Annotated in this window: 20 protein-coding genes and 2 pseudogenes; 18 read left to right on the top strand and 4 right to left on the bottom strand. The window is 68.0% G+C overall.

Annotated features, from left to right (window positions below; all coding sequences use genetic code 11):
• Positions 1-332 precede the first annotated feature (332 nt).
• The 6 genes from ACQPWU_RS17410 to ACQPWU_RS17385 all read left to right on the top strand — a co-directional run bounded on the left by ACQPWU_RS17410 (position 333) and on the right by ACQPWU_RS17385 (position 10180).
• Complete coding sequence (locus ACQPWU_RS17410; RefSeq protein ID WP_433441218.1) at positions 333-1613, top strand: ROK family protein; 1281 nt, start codon at positions 333-335, stop codon at positions 1611-1613.
• Positions 1614-1832: 219 nt separating this feature from the next.
• Positions 1833-7034, top strand: a complete 5202-nt coding sequence (locus ACQPWU_RS17405) for a ThuA domain-containing protein (RefSeq protein WP_433441216.1) — start codon at positions 1833-1835, stop codon at positions 7032-7034.
• A gap of 71 nt (positions 7035-7105) precedes the next feature.
• Complete coding sequence (locus ACQPWU_RS17400; protein WP_433441214.1) at positions 7106-7747, top strand: hypothetical protein; 642 nt, start codon at positions 7106-7108, stop codon at positions 7745-7747.
• Between the two features lie 98 nt (positions 7748-7845).
• Positions 7846-8883: a COG1470 family protein gene (locus ACQPWU_RS17395; protein WP_433441212.1), complete on the top strand. Its 1038-nt coding sequence runs from the start codon at positions 7846-7848 to the stop codon at positions 8881-8883.
• Positions 8880-9590 (top strand): hypothetical protein, encoded by a 711-nt coding sequence (locus tag ACQPWU_RS17390; RefSeq protein ID WP_433441210.1) that lies wholly within the window; start codon positions 8880-8882, stop codon positions 9588-9590. The genes ACQPWU_RS17395 and ACQPWU_RS17390 overlap by 4 nt, the downstream gene beginning before the upstream one ends.
• Complete coding sequence (locus tag ACQPWU_RS17385) at positions 9587-10180, top strand: hypothetical protein (protein WP_433441208.1); 594 nt, start codon at positions 9587-9589, stop codon at positions 10178-10180. The genes ACQPWU_RS17390 and ACQPWU_RS17385 overlap by 4 nt, the downstream gene beginning before the upstream one ends.
• Positions 10181-10249: 69 nt before the next feature.
• Here ACQPWU_RS17385 and ACQPWU_RS17380 read toward each other — a convergent pair whose 3' ends face one another.
• Positions 10250-10468 carry a hypothetical protein gene (locus ACQPWU_RS17380; RefSeq protein ID WP_433441206.1) on the bottom strand — a complete coding sequence of 73 codons (219 nt, stop codon included), beginning with the start codon at positions 10466-10468 and terminating at the stop codon, positions 10250-10252.
• Between ACQPWU_RS17380 and ACQPWU_RS17375 the strand changes: the two genes are divergently transcribed.
• The 8 genes and pseudogenes from ACQPWU_RS17375 to ACQPWU_RS17340 all read left to right on the top strand — a co-directional run bounded on the left by ACQPWU_RS17375 (position 10454) and on the right by ACQPWU_RS17340 (position 20391).
• The gene (locus ACQPWU_RS17375; RefSeq protein ID WP_433441204.1) at positions 10454-10765 is read left to right on the top strand and encodes an alpha-galactosidase; all 312 of its coding nucleotides are present in this window, start codon (positions 10454-10456) and stop codon (positions 10763-10765) included. The two genes, ACQPWU_RS17380 and ACQPWU_RS17375, sit on opposite strands and share 15 nt — an antisense overlap.
• The gene (locus ACQPWU_RS17370) at positions 10744-11289 is read left to right on the top strand and encodes an alpha-galactosidase (protein WP_433445226.1); all 546 of its coding nucleotides are present in this window, start codon (positions 10744-10746) and stop codon (positions 11287-11289) included. Before ACQPWU_RS17375 ends, ACQPWU_RS17370 begins: the two co-directional genes overlap by 22 nt.
• Positions 11290-11807: 518 nt before the next feature.
• On the top strand, positions 11808-15296 hold the full coding sequence (locus ACQPWU_RS17365) for a putative Ig domain-containing protein (RefSeq protein WP_433441202.1): 3489 nt from the start codon (positions 11808-11810) through the stop codon (positions 15294-15296).
• A gap of 183 nt (positions 15297-15479) precedes the next feature.
• Positions 15480-15737: pseudogene (locus ACQPWU_RS17360) on the top strand (IS701 family transposase); the annotation flags it as partial.
• Positions 15738-16143: 406 nt separating this feature from the next.
• Positions 16144-17469 carry an ABC transporter substrate-binding protein gene (locus tag ACQPWU_RS17355; protein WP_433441200.1) on the top strand — a complete coding sequence of 442 codons (1326 nt, stop codon included), beginning with the start codon at positions 16144-16146 and terminating at the stop codon, positions 17467-17469.
• The gene (locus ACQPWU_RS17350; RefSeq protein WP_433441198.1) at positions 17456-18385 is read left to right on the top strand and encodes a carbohydrate ABC transporter permease; all 930 of its coding nucleotides are present in this window, start codon (positions 17456-17458) and stop codon (positions 18383-18385) included. Before ACQPWU_RS17355 ends, ACQPWU_RS17350 begins: the two co-directional genes overlap by 14 nt.
• Positions 18382-19281, top strand: coding sequence for a carbohydrate ABC transporter permease (locus tag ACQPWU_RS17345; protein ID WP_433441196.1), 900 nt, complete (start codon positions 18382-18384; stop codon positions 19279-19281). Before ACQPWU_RS17350 ends, ACQPWU_RS17345 begins: the two co-directional genes overlap by 4 nt.
• Positions 19282-19317: 36 nt before the next feature.
• Positions 19318-20391 carry a LacI family DNA-binding transcriptional regulator gene (locus ACQPWU_RS17340; RefSeq protein WP_433441194.1) on the top strand — a complete coding sequence of 358 codons (1074 nt, stop codon included), beginning with the start codon at positions 19318-19320 and terminating at the stop codon, positions 20389-20391.
• 198 nt (positions 20392-20589) lie between these two features.
• Here the strand turns inward: ACQPWU_RS17340 and ACQPWU_RS17335 are convergent.
• The 3 genes and pseudogenes from ACQPWU_RS17335 to ACQPWU_RS17325 all read right to left on the bottom strand — a co-directional run.
• Positions 20590-20962 (bottom strand): annotated as a pseudogene (locus ACQPWU_RS17335) (sugar phosphate isomerase/epimerase family protein); the annotation flags it as partial.
• Positions 20963-20992: 30 nt separating this feature from the next.
• Complete coding sequence (locus ACQPWU_RS17330; protein WP_433441192.1) at positions 20993-21262, bottom strand: integrase core domain-containing protein; 270 nt, start codon at positions 21260-21262, stop codon at positions 20993-20995.
• A complete protein-coding gene (locus ACQPWU_RS17325) occupies positions 21259-22083 on the bottom strand; it encodes a hypothetical protein (RefSeq protein WP_433441190.1) in 825 nt (274 codons plus the stop codon). The genes ACQPWU_RS17330 and ACQPWU_RS17325 overlap by 4 nt, the downstream gene beginning before the upstream one ends.
• 334 nt (positions 22084-22417) lie before the next feature.
• Here ACQPWU_RS17325 and ACQPWU_RS17320 point away from each other — a divergent pair, with 334 nt between their 5' ends.
• The 4 genes from ACQPWU_RS17320 (at position 22418) to ACQPWU_RS17305 (ending at position 25985) form a co-directional block, all read left to right on the top strand.
• Positions 22418-23614: an ATP-binding protein gene (locus ACQPWU_RS17320; protein WP_433441188.1), complete on the top strand. Its 1197-nt coding sequence runs from the start codon at positions 22418-22420 to the stop codon at positions 23612-23614.
• Between the two features lie 65 nt (positions 23615-23679).
• Positions 23680-25218: an AAA family ATPase gene (locus ACQPWU_RS17315; protein WP_433441186.1), complete on the top strand. Its 1539-nt coding sequence runs from the start codon at positions 23680-23682 to the stop codon at positions 25216-25218.
• A 120-nt stretch (positions 25219-25338) separates the two neighbouring features.
• Positions 25339-25587, top strand: a complete 249-nt coding sequence (locus ACQPWU_RS17310; protein ID WP_433441184.1) for a hypothetical protein — start codon at positions 25339-25341, stop codon at positions 25585-25587.
• On the top strand, positions 25584-25985 hold the full coding sequence (locus ACQPWU_RS17305; protein ID WP_433441182.1) for a DNA-binding protein: 402 nt from the start codon (positions 25584-25586) through the stop codon (positions 25983-25985). The genes ACQPWU_RS17310 and ACQPWU_RS17305 overlap by 4 nt, the downstream gene beginning before the upstream one ends.
• Positions 25986-25994 lie beyond the last annotated feature (9 nt).

The following is a 25994-nucleotide window of genomic DNA, read 5'->3' as shown; positions in this document are numbered from 1 at the left end:
GGCGAACGGTGGCCTGATCCGCGGGAACTCCCGCGGACCCGCCGCGACTCATCAAGTCGGTCGCGCGGCCGTCGGCCCGGCTGTGGTCCACGCTCCTCCTCGATTAGTTCAGATGGCAAGCCGAATTAAAAGCACGACTTCCTGCGGGCACAAGTATTAAATCGTTCGCAACTTGCATAACGTTCCGATAACTGGAGCGAGAAACGTGGCGGAAGTGCACGGAAGCGAGCGATGCCAACTCGTTACGGACTTGAGGGGTGCGTGATCCGACATCGCCGTGTTACAACCCTGATAATTGATCTCGGAGACAAACAAAGGGGCAGGTGGTGCGGGTGGCGTACAGACCGTCCCGCTCCCGCTCCCCTGGCGGCGCCGCGCCGACGGGTCCCGCCACGCTGCGCCGGGCAAACCTCTCGCTGGTGCTGCGCGAGCTGCGCGACCACACATCCCTGTCTCGTGCCGAGATCGCGCAGGCGACCGGGCTGCACCGGGCCACCGTCTCCAATCTCATGGCCGAACTCCTGGAACGGCGGCTGGTGCGGGAGGTCGGTGTCGAGCACGTGGGCGCGATCGGGCGTCCCAGACGGGCGGTGGCGCTGCACGGCGCGCACGTCGGCGCCTTGGGCATGGAGATCAACGTCGACTACATCGCCGTCCACGGCACCGACCTGAGCGGCCGGAGCCTGGTCGAGCGCCGGGTGGTCCACGACGCGATGGGCAGTGGCCCGGACAGCGCCGTGCGCCGGCTCGGGCTCGTGGCCAAGGAGGCCGTGGAGGCGATGCGGCGGGCCGGAGCGGTCCCGACCGGCATCGCGGTGGCCGTCCCCGGACTCGTGGACGTTACACGCGGCGTCGTGACACTCGCGCCGAACCTCCACTGGCGCGACCTGCCCCTGGCCGAGCAGCTGAGCTCCATACTCGGCCCGCGGAGCGTGCCGGTGCGGGTGGACAACGACGCGAACCTCGCCGCCCTGGCCGAATACACCTCCGGCGTCGCCGCCGGCACGCCCCACCTGGTCTATCTCACCGGAGAGGTCGGCGTGGGCGGCGGCATCATCTCAGGCGGCGAACTTCTGCGCGGAGCGGACGGATTCTCCGGCGAGGTCGGACATCTGCGGGTCGACCCTAACGGCGACCAATGCGGCTGTGGCCGCATCGGCTGCTGGGAGACCAAGGTCGGCCTGGCCGCGCTCGTACGCGCGGCCATGCCCGGACAGGCCTACGGGTTGCCCGGCATGCCGGTGCCCGATCCCGGCGAACGGGTGGCCGACATCGCCAGGGGCCTGGCCTCGGGCGACCGGCGGATGATGACGGCGGTAGCGCAGGTCGGCGAGTGGCTCGGGCTCGGCGGCTCGATCCTGGCCAACCTGTTCAACCCGCGGGTGATCGTCATCGGCGGCTACTTCGCCTCACTGGCCCAGTGGCTGCTGCCGCACGCACAAGATCAGCTGCGACGGCTCGTAGTGGCCGCTCCCGCCGCCGAGTGCCGATTCGTCGCCTCCACGCTCGGCTTCGGCGCCGCCTCCCGGGGCGCCGCGAGCATGGTGGTCAACCACATCATCGACGATCCGACGACGATCTTGGATTCACTCCGCAGGCCGGCACCTTACTGACGGCCCCACAGACCTGGAGACGGCACCCTCCAGCAACCCGCACTATCCGCTACCACCAAGTGGCAACAGCGCGGCGGCGCGCGCCTTGCCTGACGTCCCCCCAGTCAGGAAGGGTTTTCCATGTCACCACGTCCTCGAACATGGGCGCGGGCGGCGGGGCTGCTCAACGCGGTCCTGCCAGAAGGCGGACGACGCCCGAGACGTCGAACCGCTACCACGATGGCTTTAGCCCTCGTCGCCCCTTTCCTCACGCTCCTTGCGGCGCCCGTGAGCGCCGAGGCCGCCACGGCGGCGGAGCCCGCCTTCAAGGTGCTCGTCTTCTCGAAGACGACCGGATTCCGGCACGACTCGATCCCCGAGGGCATCGCGGCCGTGCAGAAGCTCGGCCAGGACAACAACTTCGCGGTCGACACGACCGAGGACAGCGCCCTGTTCACAGACCAGAACCTGGCGCAGTACCAGGCCGTGGTCTTCATGTCCACGACCGGTGACCCGCTGGGCACCCAGGAGCAGAAGGACGCCTTCCAGCGCTACATCCAGGGCGGCGGCGGCTTCGTGGGCGTCCACGCCGCCGCCGACAGCGGCTACAACTGGGCCTGGTACGGCAAGCTGGTCGGGGCGTACTTCAAGCAGCACCCGGCGATCCAGCAGGCCACGGTCAAGGTCGAGGACCCGGCGCACCCGGCGACCAAGGATCTCCCGACGACCTGGACCCGTACCGACGAATGGTACGACTACCAGGCGAACCCGCGTGGCACGGTCCACGTGCTGACGTCGATGGACGAGAAGTCCTACACCGGCGCCACGATGGGCGCCGACCACCCGAACACGTGGTGTCAGGACTTCGACGGCGGCCGTTCGTGGTACACCGGGCTCGGCCACCTCAAGGAGAACTACAGCGAGCCCAACTTCCTGAAGCTGCTGCTCGGCGGCATCCAGACCGCCGCCGGCGCCGTCAAGGCCGACTGCTCGGCCTCGCAGAGCAGCAGCTTCGAGAAGGTCACGCTCGACGACAACACGTCGAACCCGATGATGCTGGACATCGCCAAGGACGGCCGGGTCTTCTACATCGACCGGCTCGGCGAGGTCAAGATCATCAAACCGGCCGGCGGCACGGTGACGGCGGCGAAGCTGAACGTCTTCACCGCCAACGAGAGCGGCCTGCTCGGGCTGACGCTCGACCCCGGCTTCGACTCCAACCACTGGGTCTATCTCTACTACTCGCCCACCGGGACGAACGTCGACCGGCTGAGCAGGTTCACCGTCACCGGTGACACCGTGGACCTGACGAGCGAGAAGAAGATCCTCGACGTCCCGGTGCAGCGCGCGGAATGCTGCCACCACGGCGGCGGCATGGTGATGGACCCCAAGACCGGAAATCTCTGGCTGGGCACGGGTGACAACACCAACCCGTTCGCCTCCGACGGCTACGCTCCGCTCGACGAGCAGTCCGGCCGCGCCAACTGGGACTCCCAGCGCACCGCGGGCAACACCAACAGCCTGAGCGGCAAGCTGCTGCGGATCCACCCCGAGGCCGACGGCACCTACACCATCCCGTCCGGCAACCTGTTCGCGCCGGGCACGGCGAAGACCAAGCCGGAGATCTACGGCATGGGCTTCCGCAACCCGTTCCGGATAGGTCTCGACCCCAAGACGGGCAACATCATGCTCGGCGAGTACGGCCCCGACGCCAACGCGGCGAGCTCCACCCGGGGTCCGCAGAACACGGTCGAGTGGAACCTCGTGTCCAAGCCGGGCAATTTCGGCTGGCCGTACTGCATCGGCAACAACACCCCGTACGTCGACTACGACTTCGCCACCAAGCAGTCGGGGTCGCCGTTCAACTGTGCCGCGCCGGTCAACGACTCGCCGAACAACGACGGCCTGACCAGCCTGCCGCCGGTGATCCCGGCGACGATCTGGTACCACTACGCGGCCGACCCGCAGAACTTCCCGGAGCTGAGCGGTGGCGCGCCGATGGGCGGCCCGGTCTACCGCTCGGATCCGAACCTGCAGTCGGACGTGAAGTGGCCGGCGTACTGGGACGGCAAGGCCATCTTCGGCGAGTGGAACAACGACAAGGTGTGGTCGTTCCAGCTCGACGAGAACGGCGGCAAGGTCGTCGAGATGAACCCGATCCTCGGCTCCCTGTCGTTCAAGAAGCCGATGGACATGAAGTTCGGCCCCGACGGCGCGCTGTACATGATCGAGTGGGGCTCCGGCTTCGGCGGCGACAACGCCGACTCCGGCGTCTACCGCATCGAGTACACCAAGGGCACCCGTCCGCCGATCGCCCGTGCCACGGCGGACAAGACCGACGGCCCCCTGCCACTGACGGTCAAGTTCTCCAGCGAGGGCAGCCGGGACCCGGAGGGCAAGACGCTCACCTACGCCTGGGACCTCGACGGTGACGGGGACACCGACTCCACCGACCCCAACCCCACCTTCACCTACGAGAAGGGGGGCGATTACAGCGTGGTCCTGACCGTCAAGACCCCCGACGGCAAGACCGCCACCGCCAGCGTGTCGATCAGCGCGGGCAACACCCGTCCCACCGTCAAGGTGGACGTTCCGCCGAACGGCGCCTTCTTCGAGTTCGGCGACCAGGTGAAGTTCAAGGTCACCGTCACCGACGCCGAGGACGGCACGATCGACTGCGACAAGGTCAACATCCAGGCGATCCTCGGCCACGACAGCCACGGCCACCCGCTCGACCAGCTCAAGGGCTGTGAGGGCACCCTGCAGACCCAGCAGGCGGGCCACGGCGAGTACGACAACCTCTTCTACGCCATCGAGGCCAGCTACACCGACGGGGGCGCCAATGGCGCCGGACCGCTGACCGGGCGGGGCCAGATCATCCTGGAGCCCAAGCGCAAGCAGGCCGAGCACTTCGCGCAGACCGGCCGGGTGGCCGACGGCAAGGGCACCGACGCCGCAGGCGTCCAGGCGGAGAGCACGACCGACCCCCAGGGCGGCAACCAGCACATCGCGTTCGTCCAGGACGGCGACTGGTGGTCGTTCGACCCGGTGAACCTGTCGAACGTCACCGCGATCCGGCTCCGGGCCTCCTCGGGCGGAACCGGCGCAACCGTGCAGGTCCGGGCGGGCAACCCCGAGACCGGCGCTCTGGTCGGCTCGGTCGACGTGCCGCCCACCGGTGGCTGGCAGACGTTCACCGACGTCACACTCGACCTGACCAGCCCACCGACCGAGAGCGGACCGCTGTACTTCGTCGTGCGCAAGCCGGCGAGCGCGGCCGACAATGCATACCTGGCCAACTTCAACTGGGTCGACTTCGTCGGCAAGGGCGCCACGGACAACCAGCATCCGGCCGTGACCGCGACGGCGACCCCGGCGACGGGCGTCGCCCCGCTGAAGGTCGCCTTCAAGGCGACGGCCACCGACCCCGAAGGCGACCCGATCACCTACAAGTGGAACTTCGGGGTGACCGGCGCGCCGGAGCCCACCACGGCCGAGGCGAGCTACACCTACACCGCGCCGGGCAGCTACACGGCCACGGTGACCGTGACCGACGACAAGGGCGCGTCGGCCACCGCCCGAGTTCCGGTCAAGGTGGACGCGGCGGCCACGGTCTGCTTCACCGGCCGTTCCGACGACTTCCTGGGCAGCCAGCTCGACCGCAACCGCTGGTCGGTCATCCGGGAGAACCAGGACCTCAAGGTCGCGGACGGCAAGCTCGTGATCCCGACCTCGACCACCGACATCTACAGCACGGGCGGCAACACGCCGAACATCGTCGTGCAGCCGGCGCCGTCGGGCGCGTGGACCGCCACCGCCAAGCTCACGCTGGACGCGCGTGACGCGTACCAGCAGGCGGGCCTGCTCATCTACGGCGACGACGACAACTACGCCAAGATGGTGCTCGAGGCGCGGTCGACCTCGGGTTCCGACCACGCCAGCCGTATCTTCCAGTTCATCCGGGAGGAGAACGGCAGCCCCAACGAGGTGTCGCAGAGCAACTCGGCCAACCTCGGGGACTCCTACCCCGACACGGTGTACGTGCGGTTCGTCAGCGACGGCACCAACATCACCGCCCACTACTCCTCGGACGGCACCACATTCACCGCGATGCCGCAGACCAAGCCGCTCGCCGGGATCGCCAACCCCAAGATCGGCCTGATCTCGCTGGCCGGGGCCAACCACCCGGTGGTGGACGCGTCCTTCGACTGGTTCCACATCACGCCGGACGACAAGGCGACGGCGCCGGCCCCGGACGACGAGTTCGACGGCACCGCGCTCGACTCCTGCCGCTGGAACGCGGTCGTGCGCCCCGACGCCACGGCGGCGCGCGTCGCCAACGGCAAGCTGGCGCTCGACACCACGACCGGTGACATCTACGGGACCGGCAACAGCGGCCCGAAGAACTTCATCCTGCAGACGGCGCCGAGCGGCGACTGGACGCTGGAGACCAAGCTGGACGCCTCAGCGCTCAACGAGCAGTACCAGCAGGGCGGCCTGATGGTGTACACCGGCGACGACGACTACGTGAAGCTCGACTTCCTCACCACCAACGCGGCAGGCTCGACGGTGGCTCGGGGCATCGAACTGCGCAGCGAGGTCGGCGGCACCGTGCAGAACCCGCAGCCGCAGGTGAACAACCTCACCGGCGGCGTGTGGTGGCTGCGGCTGAAGAAGGCGGGCACCACCTACACCGGCTCCTACTCCTCCGACGGCCAGAGCTGGACGGATCTCTCCGCGACGGTGGAGAACACCGCGGTGGCCACCGGCGCGAAGGTCGGCGTGTACACCATCGGCACCAGCCAGTCGGCGTCGAAGACGGTCACGTTCGACTACTTCCACCTGACCAAGGCAGGCTCGGGCGGGGACAAGACCGCGCCCGTGACGACGGCGACGACCGATCCGGAGCAGCCGGCGGGCGGCACCTTCACCGGTCCCGTGTCGGTCACGCTGAAGGCCACCGACGAGGACGGCGGCAGCGGGGTCGACAAGACCGAGTACCAGCTCGACGGCGGTGACTGGACCGCCTACACCGGACCGGTCACCGTGACCGGCGACGGGCAGCACGGGCTGAAGTACCGCTCGGCCGACAAGGCGGGCAACGTCGAAGAGGCCAAGACGCTGACGCTGACGATCTCGGCGTCCGCGCCGCAGGTCAAGCTGACGGTCTCCGCCTCCTCCCGCTGCATAGGCACCTCGGCGTACGTGGCGGTCACGGCCGTCAACGGCTCGGACGTGCCGGCGACGGTGACGCTGACCACCCCGTTCGGTTCGAAGACCGTGGCCGACGTGGCCCCGGGCAAGCAGGCGTACCAGTCCTTCAACAGCCGGGCCGGGCAGATCGACGCGGGCACGGTGACCGTGAAGGGGACCGCGACGATCGGCGGCGGGCAGGTCACCTCGTCGTACGACGCCGCCTACCCGGCGCTCAGCTGCCGCTGAGCGCCGATAGCAGAACCGGGGCCGGCCGGCCGAGCAGCCGACCGGCCCCACCCCCTCAATGGAGCGAACACATGAAAATGAACCGGACTACACAGATACTCGCCGCGGCGATGCTCGGTGTCGCGCTCGCCGCCGCCGGCGTCGGCGTGGGCGGTCCCGCGGTGGCGGACGACGACCCCGACAACGGCATCGACGTGTCGGTGACGATCGAGCCGAAGACCACTCCCGGTGAGGTGTCCATGACCGTCGCCGACAACGGCGGAGTGGCCCTGCAGGAGGACGGCTCCAACGCCGCCGCCCGCCAGTTCGTCGGCACCCTGCCGACGGTCACCGTGACCGACAGCCGCCGGCCCGAGGAGATCCCCGCCGGTGACTTCTGGGCGGTCGTCGGCCAAGCCAGCGAGTTCACCGCGACGAGCGGTTCGGCGCCGCCCATCGGCCCGCAGTACCTGGGCTGGCGGCCGCGCCTGCTGAGCGGCTCCTCCTCCGGTGCGGTGGAGGCCGGTGAGCCCGTCTCCAGCGTCATCTCAGACGGCTCAGGAGCGCCCACCGTCGGCCTGCAGGGGCAGGAGCTGCTGGTGTCGACGGCGAACTCCGCCGACGAGATCGGCACCTGGCAGGTCAACGCCGACCTCGCGCTGCGCACTCCCGCCGACGTCGCCGCCGGCGAGTACCACTCGACTCTGACGCTCTCCCTCTTCAACCAGTCCTGAACCGGAGGCAGGACGCCATCGCCCGCTGTGGGCATTCGGGACCTGTGCCGGCCTGGCACAGGTCCCGGACGACCACGATGAGACTGGAGACACCTCTGTTGACCACAAGCCGTTCGCGAGGCGCCCTCGCCCACCTCGCCGTCTTACCCGCCGTCGGCGTTGCCCTGCTGGTCGCCGTCCTGGTCACCACGGTCGCGTTCGCGACCCCGTCCGACGCCGACACCACCTGGTCGGTCGTTCCGGCCAACGCCGACGGTCCTGACGGCCGCAGCGTCATCGACCTCGAACTTGCCGGCGGGCAGCAGGTGGTCGAGCATGTGGCGGTCATCAACCGCTCCACCCAGCCGGTCGACTTCGCGATCGACGCCAACGACGGCTACCTGACCTCCAAGGGCTACTTCGACATGCGGCCCTCGGACGCGAAACCGACCGACGGCGGCTCCTGGATAGCGGTTCCCGAGAAGGTGACCATCGCCGCCGGGGCCACCTCCGTCGTGCCGGTGACGGTGTCGATCCCCCAGAACGCTACACCGGGCGATCATCCCGCAGGTGTGACCGCGTCCCTGGAGACCGTCTCCGGTCAGGTACGGGTCCAGAACCGGGTGGGCGTCCGCCTGAACATCCGCGTCACCGGCGACTATGTGGCCAAGGTGGCAGTAACCGACGTGCAAGCCGAGTACACGGGATCGTGGAATCCCTTCGCCGCCGGATCCGTCGAGGTGACCTACACCGTGGCCAACGTCGGCAACGTCCGGCTGGTCGCGGACAACCGGGTCCTGACGTCCACGTTCGTGGGCGAGAACAACTGGAGTGACCCGTCCGCGGCCAAGGCCAGGGAGCTCATGCCGGGCGGCAGCCGCACATTCGTCGCACGGGTGCCCGGCGCCTGGCCGCTGGGTCCCATCGGCACGACGGTCACGGTGATCCCCTCGCCCGCGGGCAAGCCGATCCCGGGCGTCACCGCCCAGCGGATGGCGATCGACACCACGGTCTGGGCCCTGCCGTGGCCGCAGCTCGCCCTCCTCGTCCTCCTCATCCTCGCGCCCTTCGCCATCCGGCTGGTCGCCGCCTGGCGCCGCAGGCGCATCGAGAAGCTGATCATGCTCCACAGCAAAGGCGCGCCTCAGGAGGCGTGAGCGCCATCGACATCCGTCCTCAGGAGGTGGCGACCATCAACCGACCCAGGCAACCGGCCCCCGCACAGGGTGCGACGTGGGCCCGCGTGCTCGCCCTCGCGGTCGCGTTCGCGCTCGGCGCGATCGTGGCCGGCGGTGTGGTGTTCGCGCTGACCCGGCCGGACTCGATCGAGCAGACGGCCGACCGTCTCCGTGCCGAGTCCGCCCTCCGCGACAAAACGCAGATCAAGACACTGACGGAGCTGGCCCGCGGCACGCGGGCCCGGCTCCTCTCCGTGCTCGACGGGCTGAGCCGGGCCATGCCGTCCGACGGCACAGCGGGGCCCGTCGCGGTGACCGCCGCCGACGTCGAGGCCTGGCAGCAGGCGGCCGCCGCGGCCGTCCAAGGCTTCGCCGACCCGCCGTCCGGTGAGACCGCCACCAACGTGGCGCGGTCGAGTCTCGCCTCCGCCGTACGGCAGCTCGCCACGACCGTCGACACCTACGCGGCCGCGCGGGTTTTGACCGGACCGGCCCGCGCCGCCGCCATGGATCTGGCCGTACGGCAACGCGCCGACGCGCTCTTCACCTGGTCGATCGGAGCCACCGCTCTCGACGCCGTGAACATCGACGCGGGCTACGGCCACCAGCACGTGTTCCTTCCGACATCACCCGGCGAAGGGGCGCTCACCCCCGACACCGAACCCGAGGGGAGTCACGACTCGTGAACAAGGCACCGGCATACGTCCTCACCGTCCTGCTGGCCGGGCTCATGCTGGTGCTCGGCGCACCGGCGGCCTCCGCCCACGGCGGGCCGATCAAGCTGGAGGTGACGGGAGACGGCGCCGACAACATCAACGTGCTGGTCACGTACAAGAAGGACGGCCATCCCGTAACGGAGATCGTCGAGGCCACGCTGAAGGCGACCTCGGCAGACGGCCGTTCCTTCGGGCCGGTGCCGCTCAGGTCGGCGCCCGAGGGCCAGAACCTCTACCACTCCGCCGAGCCGCTGCCGAGCGGCGAGTGGCGGGTCACCGTGACCGCGACCGAGCCCTCCAAGGCGAAAGCGACGGTGAAGGTGAAGGCGGGCGTTGTCGCCGCCTCCCCCGTGGCGGCGACCGCCCCCGCAACGGGCCAGGCGACGGGCCAGGCGACGGCGCCCGCGCGGAACAAGGCCGCCGCGCCGGCGACCGTGATGGACGACCAAGGTGCGATGGGGACTCTCCTCAAGATCGGCATCATCGTCCTCGTGGCGCTCGTCGCCCTCGCGGCCTGGATCGCCCTCGCCTGGCGGCACCGCATGGGCGTCCGGCGCTGAATTCGGCCGGCCGGGGATTGGCGAAGACAACAGGAGGGCGCAACCGACCAGGACCTCGCCGGGGCCGTGTCAAAGCCGCTGCCCGCGCTGCTCGTGGGCGGCGGCGAGGATGGGGTGGGCGCTGGCCGTCCAGGTGTAGGCGCGGTCGCGCAGGCCCTCGCCGGTGCGCGCGTCGAGGTTCTCCGCGAAACCGGACTGCTCACACAGCCGCCGGAAGCGGGCGCTGATCTCGTCGGCCAGGCCGGCGTGCAGCGTCTCTGGTTCGAGCCGGAAATGGCCAATCCGCACTCGGATCTGATCCGCGAGCATCCCGGCTGGCTGCTCGCCGACCCGCGCCGGCTGCCGCGGCCGCACCGCAATCAGCACGTCCTCGACGTGGCCAGGCCGGAGACGTACGCGTACCTGCTCGACCGGATCAGCTCCCTGGTCGCCGAGTACGGGATCGACTACATCAAATGGGACCACAACAGGGATCTGGCCGAACCCGTGCACGACGGGCGGCCGGGCACACACGCGCAGACGTCGGCTGTCTACCGCCTCCTCGACGAGCTGCGTGGACCAGCCTGCTGGTCCCGTACGAGCTGATCGGGACGCACGTCGGCTCCGCCCGCGCCCACCTCAGCGGCCGGACCACGAGCGTCGGGTTCCGCTGCGCCACGGCGCTGTTCGGCCACGCCGGGATCGAGTCGGACATCACTGCCTGGACGGCCGCCGACCGGGCCGCGCTGGCGGAGTGGATCGCCCTCTACAAGGAGCTGCGCCCGCTGCTGCACTCGGGGGACGTCGTGCGGGTGGACCATCCCGACCCGGCCGCGTGGCTGCACGGCGTGGTCGCACCCGACCGGCGCCGGGCCCTGTTCGCCTACGTCCAGCTGGAGACCTCGGTCGCACAGCGGCCCGCACCCATGCGGCTGCCCGGGCTGAACATGAGTGCCGAGTACGTCGTCCGCGCGATCCACGGCGAGATCTCCGGCCCCGAGCAGCACTGGCCGGACTGGGCCAAGGCCGGCGAACTACGGCTGACCGGCGCGGCCTTGGCCGAGATCGGCCTGGCCGCCCCCGGCTTCACGGATCGGCCCGGCAACGCGTTCCTCTTCACGCTCGGCTGATCACGCCGTCCACCCGGGCGCGACCCGCGTGGACGGCGCCGACCCTGCCCATGGAGGTCGCCATAGCTGGCCGCGACCGTTCGTGCCCAGACGGACCCTGCCGTGAATCCTGGGATCGCCGGTAAGGGCGTATTCGAACCCGGCCACACCCTTCCGACCGGCGGGCGACCCGGCCGCGGCTTGGGCGCTGCAGGCTCCTGGACTGCCCTCTGCCGAACTCGGCGCCGACGTCGCAGCCTGGGTCCGATATCCATCGTCGGGCTCAGTGAAGTGAGGCAGAGAACGTTATCTGCGGACTGTAGTGACACGGGCTTGATGACACCAGATCCCGTTCTCGAACTGTGATGGATATCCGCAGAGCACCCTATCGGAGCGGGCGTTCTACATCGATGATGCGGAACCGAGTGATTAGAAAACGGTTGCTGTGAACTCTTGACCGGTTCGGTCGCTCCCGGCATCCTCGACACCTAGGCGGGCAAGCGCTTTCCTGTGTAGCCGCCTGAATGGAGGACCGTGCCATGTTCGATGTTCTGCGTCGAAGCAGACTCTTCGCGAATCCGACTCCAGCCGCCGCAGGCGCCCACATCCGTCGACTCGGCGCGTTCCCCGCAGCGCTCCTGCTCGTCACCGGACTCCTGTCCACGGCAGCCCGGCCGGTCGCCGCGCAGGATCTCGGCACATGCGCCCCGACATTCCAGCCCACCGTCAGCGAGCAGGGGTTCGTCCACCCAGGCGTCGGCCTGACCCAGCCGATCCTGGAGAACGCCCGCCGGCAGATCGCCGCGGGCGCCGAACCCTGGACCTCGTCGTTAAAGGCGATGCAGCGGTCGTCCGCGGCTGGGACCGGGGTGACCTCGTCCAACCGCAGCAGCGCCGACCCGACCAAACCCGCCTCCGACGCGTTCAACAGCCAGGGCTTCAACGGCCGCTTCATCGCCGACGGCCTCAAGTCCTACACGCAGGCGATCCTCTACGTACTCACCGGCGAGGAGGTCTACCGCAAGAACGCCCTCGACATCATCCGCATCTGGGAGCAGATGGACCCCGACAAGTACGAGTACTTCACCGACTCGCACATCCACACCGGCATCCCCCTCAACCGCATGGTCTCCGCCGCAGAGCTGCTGCGCTACACCTCGTGCGCCGACGAGGCGTACCCCTGGACCGACGCGGACACGCAGTCGTTCACCGACAACCTCGTAGTCCCGGTCATCGAGACCTTCCAGAACGACAACAACCACTTCATGAACCAGCACAACTACCCGCTCATGGGTGCGATGGCCGGCTCCATCTTCATGAACGACACCGCCCTCTACAAGCGGTCGGTCGAATGGTTCACGGTCAACGCCACCGCGAAGGACCAGGGCTTCAACGGCTCGATCTCGCGGCTGTTCCGATGGGTCGACACCAACGACGCCACCGGCGAGCCGATCGACGACCCGCACGTCCAGCACGCCGAGATGGGACGCGACCAGGCCCACGGCGGCGGCGACCTCACCAACGCCGCGATCATCTCCCGCATGCTGCTGGCGCAGCAGACGAAGGTCGACCCCGTCGACGGCACCGTCTCCGACGCCCCAGACGCAGTGGGTCCCTATGAGTTCCTCGGCGACCGGATCCTCGCCGCCGCCGACTACTTCTGGCGGTTCATGCTCGGCTACGACACCCCGTGGACCCCGATGGCGTACGCCATCTCGCCTGATGGCACCATCCGCGACACCTACAACCACATCTCGAACAGCTACCGCGGGCGCTATAACACCGCGAGCTTCTGGGACATCTACTACTATTACGCGTTCACCCGCGGCAAGGACGTCAGAAAGCTCGCGCCGTACTTCGCCGAGGCGTACGCCAAGCGCAACGGCCCCCTGTTCTACTACGGCGGCGGCCTCAGCAACGCGTGGGACAACGTGGACGGCGGCGGCGACTCGTGGCTCTTCGCGCCCGCCTCGGCGGCCGGGCAAACCGTGCCGCCGCTGCAGGACAGCCCGACGATCCTCGAAGTCGAGAACAAGTACACCCGGCTCTCCGGCGACGTCGAGCACGGAACCGACGCCGGCACCGCATACGTGCGGATGTCGACCGCGCGCCCCGGCTCCGAGATCGCCTACCTCAGCGGCTCGAGCAGCAAGCAGCTCCTTGCCTTCCGGGTCCGCACCGACGGCGAGGTCCGGCTGCGCATCGACCGCCACGACGACCGCACGATCCTTGTGCCGGACACCGGCGGCGAATGGCGGTACGTCATGTACCCGCGCTCCATCGGGGACATGCTGTTCATCCAGGCCACCGGCGACGGGGCGACCATCGACGTCGATCACATCAACACGAATGCCGCCGCCGAACTGACACCGCCCACCTTCGACAACACCTCGACCGCCCGCATCGTGAGCTGGAAGGGCGCGACCGCCACGGCCGACCTCTCCGCGCACTACGCCGGTGCCGACAAGCTCGCCTACACGGCGCGGGGACTGCCCGCCGGGGCGACCCTCGACGCCTCCACCGGGCGGCTGACCTGGACGCCCGCCGCAGCCGGCTCGACCGTCATCACCGTGACGGTCTCCGACGGCACCACCCTGGCGAGCCATCCCGTCGTCCTCGCCGCCGCCCACAACCGCTCGGGCGCGCTCGCGCTCGCCCAGCAGGGCCACGACACGGACGCCGAGTACGTCTCCGACGCCGAGGCCGCCTTCGACCAGGCGCTCACCACTGCCCAGGCCATGGGCAAGAAGGGTACGGACGACGAGTACCTCGCCGCGCTGACCCACCTCGTGACGGCGGTCGACGGACTCTCCCTCGTCTCCCCGCACACGGCCGTGGACGGCAGCCTCGACTATCCCTCGCTCGTGATCACCTCCACGGCCGGGGCCAACATCGGCAACCTCGTCGACGGCGACAACCAGTCGGGAACCGGGTACGCCCAGGCGGTCAGCCTCTCCCACACCTTCGACTTCGGGCTCGACTTCCGAGTCTCGGCGACCCGCTTCGGATTCCAGAGCAACATCTTCGCCGACCGGCTCGCGAACTCCACCGTCTACGGCTCGAACGACGGCAGGAACTGGACCCGGCTGACCCCGGGCGTCACCCGGTTCACCCAAGACTTCAACACCCTCGACGTCGCCCCCGCTCTGCGCGACAAACAATTCCGCTACATCAAGGTTCAGATGCTCCAACCCCTGCCGGACGTGCTCTACGGCATCGTCCGCAGCCTGTTCGAAATGACCGAGTTCCACATCTACGGCGACCGGCACGAGATCGGCAACTTCGTCAAGGCGACCTCGATCGCCTCCGACCAGGCCATCGCAGGCAAGATCATGGTTGGCGACACCGTCGACGTCTCGGTCACCGCGAAGAAGCCGATCACACAGGTCACCGTCACCGTCCAAGGTGTGACGGCGAAGGCGAACTCCGACGACGGCGTCAATTGGGCCGCCTCAGTCAAACTCGACGACGTGGCCCCCGGCGGCATCCAGGTCGCGGTCGACTACCTCGACGCCAACGGCAAGCTCGGGCCGACCGCCTACGGCACCACCGACGGATCGAAGCTCTACATCGCGGGCGACCCCGCGCACTTCATCGACGTGGCCAAGCTGGCCACCGTCACCGCCTCCGACAAACAGTGGCCGGGCAACGGACTGGGCGCCGACGAGGTCGGCTACCTGCTCTTCGACCGCGACCCTGACACGTACGGCGACCTGAACACCGGACCAGGCGCGTACTACGACATCGACTTCGGCGCTCACGCGACCGTGCGGCCCGACGAGGTCCTGATCCTGCCGCGGGCCAGCCACCCCCAGCGGGCCAACGGCACCGTCGTGCAGGGGTCGAACGACGGCCAGACCTGGACCGACCTCACCAAGCCACTCACCGGGGCCGTCGCAAACGGCTGGAGCGACCAGCCCACCTCGGGCGAAGATCACTACCGGTACCTGCGGATATACAACGCCACCAGTTGGTACGGCGACCTCTCCGAGGTCGAACTCTACGGCGACATCAAGTACGACGCATAGTTCGACTCGAAGGCGCACGCATGCGATCCGCCGAGGAATCCCCAGCCGCCTCAGCCAACTGCCAGCCGTTCTTACGCTCCACCGGCGCAGGAGCCCGACCAGATACGCTGGCTCCTGGTCCGCCGTAATCTCACACTCGACGACCAAGGCGAGCGCGAACTGGCCCTCTACCTGTGCTTCGGATCTGCAGGAACTCGGCTGGATCAGCTCGTTCGCATCGCCGGCTCCCGCTGGGCCATCAAGGAGTGCTTCCAGTCCGCCAAGAACGAAGTCGGCCTGGACCAGTGCCAGGTCCGCCGCTACGACGGCTGGCGCCGCCACATCACCCTGGCCATGCTCGCGCACGCCTATCTCGCCGTCACCGCCGCCCAAGCCCCAAAAGCACGTGCGGCCTGGCCGCCCTCACCCCAGCCGAGATCCGCCGTCTCCTGGCACGTCTGACCAGCGCCGCCACCCGTACCCTCGACTACGCCCTGGCCTGGTCCCACCTACGCCGAACCCATCAGACCCGGGCCCGCACCAGCCATTACTGGAACGCTGGCTACGCCACAACAAGATCCAAATCTAGATCACTAGATGAACATCTAATCGGACGACCACCCCTGTCATACCCCTTCTCACTGCTTGACTTCGCTGGTGTGAACCGCCTGGGAAGTAGGAAACGTTGTCTAAATCGGCCTGCCTGCATGAGACCGGCAACGTCCCCGAAACATCAGATTTATGCGAGTGACATCTTGCATCGGAGTACCGCCAGGTTCTAACTTCCGTAGAGACCGTTTTCTATCCGCCTACTCCCCGTTCCCGCCGGCTCGCGCGACGCGTTCCCCCCTTACGGAGAGGTGTCCTCATGACCCGTGAGCAGCTGAAAGCCGCAGCTGTGACCATCATCGCGACGTCCGTCACCCTGGCCGGCTGCGGCGGCGAGCAACCCGCCGCACTCCAGAGCAAGGGACCGGTCACCATCACCTGGTGGTCCTGGGACGAGCACAAGTTCCTCGACCCGATCGTCGAGAAGTTCAACGCCACCCACGACCACACCGAGCTCAAGGCGGTCAAGCAGGCCGACCTTCCAGGCACCGCGGCGAACCTGCGCAATGCCGTGGCCGCGAAGCAGGACGTGCCCTGCCTGGTCAAGAACTTCGGCGAGGTGCCAGGACTGGCCGGTGAAGGGCTGCTGGAGGACGTCACGGAGGAGTTCGAGCCGTACACCAAGAAGGGCCTGTACAACGAGCCGGCCTACGCCGGCGCGCAGGCCGGCGGCCGCTACTACGGCGTCCCTTCGGGGTTCAACCCGTCATTCATGATCATCAACCGGGCCGCCTATGACAAGTACGGCATCGCGCCGCCCAAGACCTGGGACGAGCTGATCGCGGCGGGCAAGGAGCTGAAGAAGCACGGCGTCTACGTGATGAACCTCGCCGGCGAGGACCCCTCCACGCTGGTCAACCTGACCCAGCAGGCCGGCGGCACCTGGTACAAGGTCGAGGGCAACACGTGGAAGGTGGACTTCCTTTCGCCCGAGTCGCTCAAGGCCGCTGAGGTCATCCAGCAGCTGGTGGACAACGAGCTGGTGGCGAACCAGACCTACCAGGACCGGCCGGCCCTCATCGCCTACTTCGACTCCGGCAAGATGGTGTCCCTGCCCACCTCCACCTGGCAGCTCGGCAACTACGAGCTCAACTACAAGAAGTCGCTGGGCGACTGGCAGCCCATCGACCTTCCGCAGTTCGCCGACGCCCCCGCGTTCGTGACGAACGCGCACGGCAGCGCCATCCTGGTACCGAAGGGCTGCCAGAACGTGAAGGAGGCGGTCGAAGCGGCCGTCTGGATGACGACGAGCAAGGAAGCCGTCGACGCCAGCTACCAGGAGGACACCAAGCAGTACGCCTGGCCGGGCGCCATCCCCGACCCGAGCCCCTGGGTCGACTCCGCAGTGCCGGCGAAGTTGTTCGGCGAGCGCCGCGGCGAGGCCAAGGACGTCATCCTCAAGGCGGTCAAGAGCGCCCGTGACCCTTGGGTGGTCGGTCCTAACTACACCGGCGTGTTCACCGAGCTCCAGGACCAGTGGGCGCAGATCGTCACCAAGAAGGTCACGGTGCGCGAGGCGCTGGAGCACATGCAGAAGTTCACGGTCGACGACCTCAAGGCCAAGAACATCAATGTCCAGGGCTGACAGCATGGCCTCGCCCGCCGTCATGACCTGGCGGCGGATCGCGGCGATCAAGGGAGCCTCCTTCACCGTCCCGTTCTTCCTCGGGTTCGTGCTGTTCACGGCGGTGCCGATCGTCCTGGCGCTGCGCGAGAGCATGTACACGACCAAGAGCTCCGGGCTCGGGTTCGGCGAGAAGACCATCGAGTTCTCGGGGCTCGCCAACCTGCTGAAGGGCGTGGGCGACGAGCGATTCTGGACGGGGATGGGGCGGGTGGCGCTGTTCGCGGCGATCAGCATCCCGCTCATCCAGGTCGCGAGCGTCGCCGTGGCGCTGCTGCTCGACGCCGCCACCCGGAAGGTGGCGGCGCGGTTCCGGCTGGCGCTGCTGATCCCGTACATGATCCCGGGGATCGTGGCGACGCTCATCTGGATCTATCTTTACAGCCCCGACGTCGGGCCGCTGACGCCGTTCTTCTCGTTGTTCGGGGTGAACGCCGACTTCTACAACGGCGAGCTGATCTGGGTGTCGATCGGCAATCTGATGGCGTGGGGCGGCATCGGGTTCAACATGCTCATCGTGTACGCCGCGTTGCAGGCCGTGCCTCGGGAGATCTTCGAGGGCGCCCGCGTGGACGGGGCTTCGGAGCTGCGGATCGCCTGGTCGATCAAGGTGCCGTTGATCCGGCGATCGTTGGTGCTGACGACTGTGCTCAGCATCATCGGCACGCTGCAGATCTTCAGCGACCCGATGCTCTTCCGGTCGATGGCGCCGGAGACCGTCACTCGCGACTTCACGCCGATCATGGGCATTTACGACTGGGCCTTCGCGCAGGGTGACTTCAACTACGCCGCCGCCCTGTCCATCATCCCGGCCCTCGTCGTCGGCCTGGCGTCGGCGATCTTCTATCGGTTCACGAACAAGGCGCCGACCTCATGACCACGATGCTCGACCGCCGTACCGTCACCGCCTCCGCGCCGAGACCCCGGGTGGCGCCGCACAGCAAACGTACGAAGGCGACGGTGCTGTTCGGGCTGATCGCCTTCACCGTGTACTCCGTGGCGCCCGTGTGGTGGCTGATCGTGTCCGCGACGAAGGGGCAGAGCGACCTCTACACGACCAACGGGCTGTGGTTCGCCGAGTTCCGGCTGCTGGACAACTTCAGGGAGCTGTTCTCCTACCAGGACGGCATCTTCCTGACGTGGATGTGGAACACCGTGGTCTACAGCCTCGCCGGGACCGTGGGAATGACGCTGATCTGCGTCGCCTGCGGCTATGGCCTGGCGATGTACCGCTTCCGGGGCCGCGGCGTGATGATGGGCTGCATCATCGGCTCCTTCCTGGTGCCGCACGCGCTGCTCACCATCCCGTCCTTCCTGCTCTACACGGACCTGCGGATGATCGACACACCCTGGGCGATCATCGTGCCGAGCTTCTTCAGCGCCTTCTCGGTATACCTGGCGAAGGTCTACGCCGAGGGCGCCATCCCGCATGAGTTGCTGGAGGCGGCCAGGATCGACGGGGCCGGCGAGTACCGCATCTTCTTCGTCATCGGGGCGCGGCTGATGTCCACGGGCGCGGCGACGATCTTCCTGCTCGGCTTCGTGGGCTCGTGGAACTCCTTCTTCGGCCCTCTGGTCTACCTGCGCAGCCAGGACAAGTGGACGGTCATGCTGGGCCTCTACTCGTGGCTCAAGATCAAGGTGGACAACTCCACGGACCTGACCGGGCTGGTCGTGGTCGGCTCGATCGTCTCGCTGATCCCCATGGTGGCCTTGATGGTGTCCATGCAGCGCTACTGGCGCTCCGGCGTCACCTTGGGCAGCCTCAAATAGAGTGCTGTTGGAAAACGTTGTCTATACTGCGGGATCATGGCCAGGAGAGACGAGCACCGCCAGAACACGATCCGGGACGTAGCGGCACGGGCCGGCGTGTCCGTCTCCACGGTGTCCAGAGTGATGGCCGGCGACTACCCTGTGGCGCAGGCCACCAAGCTGCGGGTGCAACGGGCCATCAAGGAGCTCAACTACGTCGCCAACACCCACGCCCGCGCGCTGGTGGCAGGCAGTACCCAGACGGTGGCGTTCATCGTCAACGACGTGCGCGGGCCCGCCTTCGCCGCCGCCGTGCACGGGGCCGAGCACGAGGCGGCCCGCCGAGGGCGGCTGTGCCTGGTGTGCACGACCGAGGGCGATCCCGAGCGGGAGCTGGCCGCCATCCACCTCATGCGCGAGCAGCGGGCGTCGGCGGTGATCCTCATCGGCGGGGCCGTCGACGAGCCTGCCTACCACACGCGCATGGCCGAGATCGCGCGCTCGCTGGACGCGGCGGGGTCGCGGCTGGTCCTGTGCGGCCGGCCGCCGATCGGCGCCGACATGCCGGTCACGGTCGTGGAGTACGACAATGAGGCCGGCGCCTACGCCGCGACAGCTCACCTGCTGTCCCGCGGGCATCGGCGGATCCTTTTCCTGGGCGGCGGGCCGCCGGGGTTCACCACGACCGCGGGCCGACTGGCGGGGTACCGGCGGGCGCTGGAGGACAACGGAGTGCCCGTCGACCCCGAGCTGATCGAGACGAAAGTGCAATTCAGCCGGGCGTCCGGCTATGAGCACACGCGGCGGTGGCTGAGCTCGGGGCCGCCGTTCACCGCGATCTTCGCCGAGACGGACATCGTCGCGGGAGGGGCGATGGCCGCGGTCTTCGAGGCGGGGCTGAGCGTGCCCGAGGACATCTCGATCGTGGGCTACGACGACATTCCGCTGGCGACGGACCTGCGGCCGCAGCTGACGACCGTGCGCGTGCCGTACGAGGAGCTGGGCCGCAGCGCCGTGCGGCTGGCATTGGAGTTGAAGGAGGGGCGGGCGAGCAGCGGCTCGGAGCAGCATGCCGTCTTCGGCACCCACGTCGTGGTGCGCCAGTCCGTCGCGCCACCCACTCTCCAGTAGCGCGTCGCGCACGGCCCCGGCCAGCAGGGCGGGTCGGCGAGGCCCGCCCGCACCACCAACGCCCCCAGCATGCTGCGGACCGCGACCGATCCTCATGCTCCGATCAGCCATACTCCGGTTCTCTCCTGTCTCCTCTCGCGATCGTTCACCGGGACGGTGGGCGGCGGCCACTGTGCGGCCGCCGCCCGGCGTGATGGGTCATTCGGAGGAGAAGGCGGCGTCGAAAGCAGCGGCCGGTGGGGTGATGGCGTTGAGCGAGCGGATGTAGGCGAGGGATTCCGGCGCGCCGTGCACCCGGTCCATGCCCGCATCCTCCCACTCGATGGAGATCGGGCCGTCGTAGCCGATGTGGTTGAGCGCGCGGAAGCACGCCTCCCACGGCACGTCGCCCCGGCCGGTGGACGAAGTCCCAGCCACGCCGGGGGTCGGCCCACGCCAGGTGGGAGGCCAGACGGCCGCGCCGGCCGTCGCGGGTGGCCACCCGGGCGTCCTTGCAGTCCACGTGGTAGATCCGGTCGGCGAAGTCGAGGATGAAGTTCGCCGGGTCCAGGTCCTGCCACACCATGTGCGAGGTGCGGGTTCCGAAATACATCCGTCCAGGTCAAGCGGCATGCCGGTACTCCCTGAGGACACCACCCAGACGATCACGTCGACGGATGTCGAGCCCAGTGATCGGGGCTCGATCGGCGCCCGGGCCGGGGAGCGGTCGGAGCGGAGCGGCCTGCCGGAGGGCCCGGTGTGGCCGGTGACCGTTGTAGAACGTCTCGAACTCGCGCAGGGCATGAAGCAGGTGACGCTGGTTCCAGATCAACGTGCGGTCCAGCAGTTCACGCCGGCAGGTCTGAATCCAACGCTCCATGATCGCGTTCATCCGGGGGATCCGGGCCCCGGTTCTGACGACGCGAATCCCGGCATCCGCCAGCACCGCGTCGAAGGCCGCAGTGAACTTCGCGTCGCGATCATGGATGAGGAACCTGGCACTGCTACCCGCGTCCTGCAGGTCCATGACGAGGTTCCGGCCGAGCTGGGCGACCCACTGCCCGTGGGGTGCGCGGTGGCGCCGAGGATCCGGATCCGCCGGCTGGCGTGCTCGATGACGGCGAAGACGTACAGCCGGATCCCGGTCAAGGTGCGGACCTCGAAGAAGTCACACGCCAGCAGAGCCTCCGCCTGGCCGCGTAAGAAGTCGGCCCAAGCGGTGTGCTGCCGCCCGGGTGATGGGTCGACGCCGTGGACCTTCATCATCTCCCACACGGTGGAGGCGGCGACCGTGACGCCGAGGGCGGCCAACTCGCCGTGGATGCGCCGGTACCCCCAGCAGGGATTCTCCCGAGCCAGGCGCAGCACCAGCAGGCGGATGGAGGAGATGGTACGTGGGCGCCCTCGACGCCGAGGCGTGCAGGCTGCGGCGTCGCGGCGTCTGAGCAGATCGCGGTACCAGCGCAGGATGGTCTCCGGGCGCACCAGCAACATGAGGCGTCGCAGCTTACCCATCGGCAGGTGACCAAGCAGCCCGGCGAGCACAAAGCGGTCGCCGGAGGTGAAGGCAGGCTTGGGCACCTGGCGCTGCAGGACCGTCAGCTGGTGCCGCAGCACCAGGATCTCGACCTCCTTATCACCGTCACTCCTTGGCAGCAGCCGCAGGAACGCGAAGACGATCGTCACGATGAGGTAGACCAGACGCAGCAGCACGACAGATCATCATGCCGCGGCGGTGCAGACCTCACGCCCCTGAGACTCGAGGTACGTAATCACCATCCAGCGCTGGCCTGCACGGATGAATTTTCGCTACCCGCACCGTTCCGGGCTGAAAATCGGGGTGGTTGCCCGCTGACGTCGTTCCACCTTGGTCCCACCGAGGCCGTGGGTTAGTCGGACGCCGGGAGCCGCGCCATGGGCCCTTCACTGTTGCTTGGAGCACGCGGACTAGATTCGCTTCTTCGCCGACCTGCACTTTTACCCTCGATCATGCCCCAGAACCGGGATCAGCTGCGGAACCCGAGCAAAGAGATGGCAGGCTGTGATCATGCGAACACTCTCAGCAGTGCATTTCAACACCACCGGACCCTGCGACCCGAGGCGCCACTACATGCTGCGGCCCACGCCGCAGCTCCAGCAGGTGCGCAAACTCATCGAAAGAGATCGCTACTTCGTGCTGCACGCGCCCCGGCAGACGGGCAAGACGACCATCCTGGACACTCTGGCCTCCGACCTGACCGCCGAGGGCGACATCGTCGCCCTGTCGTTCTCCTGCGAGCGCGCCAAGGTCTTCAGCGACGACATCGCCGCCACGGAAGCGATTCTGCTGGACTCCCTCCGCGAGACCGCCGACTTGTCGGGATGGCCCGACGAACTGCTGCCACCGGACTCCTGGCCTGAGGGACAGGCGGGCACCCGGTTCGGTAAGGCGCTGAGCGAGTGGTGCCGCCGCTGCCCGCGCCGGGTAGTGCTGTTCCTCGACGACTTCGACGCCCTGCAGGGCACCAGCCTGATCAGCATCCTCGGCCAGCTCCGCCACGGCTACAACGCGCGGCACAAAGGACATCCGTTCCCCGCCTCGATGGTGCTGTGCGGGTTGCGTGACCTGCGCGACTACAAAGTCGCCTCCGGCAGCGACCCGGCACGGCTCAGCCCGGCCAGCTCGTTCAACATCCTCGCTGACTCACTGCGTCTGGGCGACTTCACCACCGACCAGATCGCCGAGCTGTACGACCAGCACACGCAAGCGACCGGCCAGGAGTTCACCAAGGACACCGTGAACCGGGTCTTCGAGCAGACCCAGGGGCAACCCTGGCTGGTCAACGCCCTCGCCCACGAGATCACTTCGGAGATGGGGGTGAGCGGCACCATCACCACCGCACAGGTCGATGAGGCCAAGGAACGACTGATTCGGAAGCGCCCCGTCCACCTGGACGCCCTCATGACACGACTGTACGAGCCCCGGGTGGAACGAGTAATCCGGGCGATCATGGAAGGAACACTGCCGGGCACGGACGTTCCCTGCGACGACGACGTCTCCTACGTTCGCAATCTGGGTCTCATCCGGGGAACCGGAGCACCGGAGATCGCCAACCCGATCTACCGACAGTCCCTGCTGCACCACTCGCCCCTGTGCGCCGACCTACTGCGCCGGGAACAGCAGGGACCTTTCACCGACGAGGCGCTGGCCGAGGCTCGTCTGAGGATCTTCGGGTCCTCAGGTCAGAGTGGTGGCAGAATGTGACCATGCCACCACCCCGAGCAAGATATTTCAACACCACCGGCCCCTGCGACCCGCAGCTCCACTACATGCTGCCCCCCACACCACGGCTTCCCGAGGCGCGCGCGCTCATCGAGATGGACCGCTACTTTGTGCTGCACGCGCCCCGGCAGACCGGCAAGACGACCACGCTGGCCGCCCTGGCGTCCGAGCTGACCGCCGAGGGCGACATCGCGGCGCTGATGTTCTCCTGCGAGGACGCCAAGACGGCCGGTGACGATGTTGCTCTCACGGAGGCGGTTCTGCTGGATACACTCCGCGAGGCCGCCGAGGCCTCGGGATGGCCGGACGAACTGCTGCCGCCGGACCCCTGGCCGCCGCAGGCGCAGGTGGGCAGCCGGTTCCGCAAGGCGCTGAGCGCGTGGTGCCGCCGCTGCCCACGCCGGGTCGTGCTGTTCCTCGACGAGATCGACACCTTGCAAGGCGACAGCCTGATCAGCATCCTCAGCCAACTCCGCCACGGCCACAACGTACGATCGGAGGGGCGTCCGTTCCCCACATCGGTGGTGCTGTGCGGGCTACGCGACCTGCGCGACTACAAGGTCGCCTCGGGCGGCGCCCCCGACCGGTACAACGCGGCCAGCCCGTTCAACATCATCGCCAAGTCGCTGCGCCTGGGCGACTTCACCACCGACCAGATCGCCGAGCTCTACGACCAGCACACCCAGGCGACCGGCCAGGAGTTCACCAAGGACGCCATCGACCGGGTCTTCGAGCTGACCCAGGGACAACCCTGGCTGGTCAACGCCCTCGCCCATGAGATCACCGTTGAAATGGGAGTGACCGGGACGATCGGTGACGGGCAGGTGGAGGACGCAAAAGAGCGGCTCATCCGCGCCCGCGCCACCCACCTGGACGCCCTGGCGGCCCGGCTGCACGACCCCCGCGTCAAACGAGTGATCGAACCCATCGTGGCCGGCACGTCCCCGGGCACGGACATCGCCTTCGACCACGCCGCCTCCTACGTACACGACCTCGGCCTCATCCGGGGCACCAGAGACCTGGAAATCGCCAACCCCATCTACCGGGAAGTCCTGCTCCGGGTCCTGGGCGACCGCACCGAACGGTTCGTACGCGCCGACCCGCACACCTTCGTACTCCCCGACGGCCGCTTCGACCTGCCACGCCTGCTGGAAGAGTTCGTGATCTTCTGGCGCGAACACGGCGAAGTCCTCATCCAGCAAGAGGGCTATCACGAAGCCGCCTGCCAGATCATCCTCATGGCCTTCCTGCACCGCCTCGTCAACGGCGGCGGCTACCTCGACCGCGAATACGCCGCCGGCACCAAACGCCTCGACATGCTCGCCCGCTGGCCCTACAACGGCCCCGACGGCCAACGACTCATCCAACGCGAAGCCATGGAACTCAAGGTCTGGCGACCCGGTGCAGACGACCCGAAGCCCGAAGGCCTGGCCCAACTCGACCGCTACCTCGACCGCCTCACCCTGCCCACCGGCGTCCTGGTCATCTTCGACCGTCGCCCCGAAGCTCCAACCTGGAAGGAACGCGGCGGCTTCGACCAGGCGACCACACCGTCCGGCCGCCAGGTCACCGTCCTGCGCGTGTGACGGATGCCTGAGCGAGTAGAGCGAGTGCCGCCGTATGAAGGCCAGGATCACCGATCGAAGGCACGCCGGTACCAGCGGAGCCAGACATCGGCTACGCGCATACCGAAGTATGCTTGCCCTATGGCCGACACGACACGCATCACAGTGACACTGCCGAGCGACCAGGTCGCCGAGCTCAAGAAGCTCACCGACAACGTCTCCGGTTACGTCGCCGAGGCGGTGGCGCGCCAACTGCGGCACCAACTTATGGGCGCCGACCTGCAAGGTCACCAGGAGGCACATGGGGAGTTCACCGACGAGGAGCTGATCGAGGCTCATGCCAGGATCTTCGGGTCTGCGGGTTCCGACGGCTCGGCGAGCGCGGCGTGATCGAGCACGTCGAAACCGTCGTCCTGGATTCCCAAGGGCTCTCCGCCTGGATCGCGCAGGATCGCAAGATCCTCGCCATGTTTCAGGTGTTCCATTCCATGGGCGCCGACTTCGTCATCGGCGCCAACACCATCGTGGAGGTCAGCCACACACGAGTGGACATCCCCCGCCTGCGGTGGGTGCTCTCCCGGGTGAAGGTTGAGCCGGTGACCGAGAGTGCGGCCAAGCAGTCCGCCGAGCTGCTCAAGGCCGCCGGCCTCCACGGCCACAAATACGCGATCGACGCGACGGTCGCCGAGATGGCGTTGCGCCAGCCAGGTCCGGTGGTCATGCTGACCTCTGACGTGGACGACATGACCCGCTTGTGCGGTAGCCGCGTCCGGCTCATCGGCATCTGAGCGCGCAAC

The sequence above is a fragment of the Nonomuraea sp. CA-141351 genome (assembly GCF_050944675.1).
GTDB lineage: Bacteria > Actinomycetota > Actinomycetes > Streptosporangiales > Streptosporangiaceae > Nonomuraea.
This window is presented reverse-complemented; position numbering and strand designations above follow the sequence as displayed.

Excerpts from the sequence above, each read along its gene's own strand:
- ACQPWU_RS17310 (WP_433441184.1), top strand. The coding sequence starts at position 25,339 with ATGGCCGACACGACACGCATCACAGTGACACTGCCGAGCGACCAGGTC.
- ACQPWU_RS17355 (WP_433441200.1), top strand. The coding sequence starts at position 16,144 with ATGACCCGTGAGCAGCTGAAAGCCGCAGCTGTGACCATCATCGCGACG.
- ACQPWU_RS17345 (WP_433441196.1), top strand. The coding sequence starts at position 18,382 with ATGACCACGATGCTCGACCGCCGTACCGTCACCGCCTCCGCGCCGAGA.
- ACQPWU_RS17320 (WP_433441188.1), top strand. The coding sequence starts at position 22,418 with ATGCGAACACTCTCAGCAGTGCATTTCAACACCACCGGACCCTGCGAC.
- ACQPWU_RS17375 (WP_433441204.1), top strand. The coding sequence starts at position 10,454 with ATGGCCAATCCGCACTCGGATCTGATCCGCGAGCATCCCGGCTGGCTG.
- ACQPWU_RS17330 (WP_433441192.1), bottom strand. The coding sequence starts at position 21,262 with ATGAACGCGATCATGGAGCGTTGGATTCAGACCTGCCGGCGTGAACTG.
- ACQPWU_RS17340 (WP_433441194.1), top strand. The coding sequence starts at position 19,318 with ATGGCCAGGAGAGACGAGCACCGCCAGAACACGATCCGGGACGTAGCG.
- ACQPWU_RS17405 (WP_433441216.1), top strand. The coding sequence starts at position 1,833 with ATGGCTTTAGCCCTCGTCGCCCCTTTCCTCACGCTCCTTGCGGCGCCC.
- ACQPWU_RS17350 (WP_433441198.1), top strand. The coding sequence starts at position 17,456 with ATGTCCAGGGCTGACAGCATGGCCTCGCCCGCCGTCATGACCTGGCGG.
- ACQPWU_RS17365 (WP_433441202.1), top strand. The coding sequence starts at position 11,808 with ATGTTCGATGTTCTGCGTCGAAGCAGACTCTTCGCGAATCCGACTCCA.
- ACQPWU_RS17315 (WP_433441186.1), top strand. The coding sequence starts at position 23,680 with ATGCTGCCCCCCACACCACGGCTTCCCGAGGCGCGCGCGCTCATCGAG.
- ACQPWU_RS17400 (WP_433441214.1), top strand. The coding sequence starts at position 7,106 with ATGAAAATGAACCGGACTACACAGATACTCGCCGCGGCGATGCTCGGT.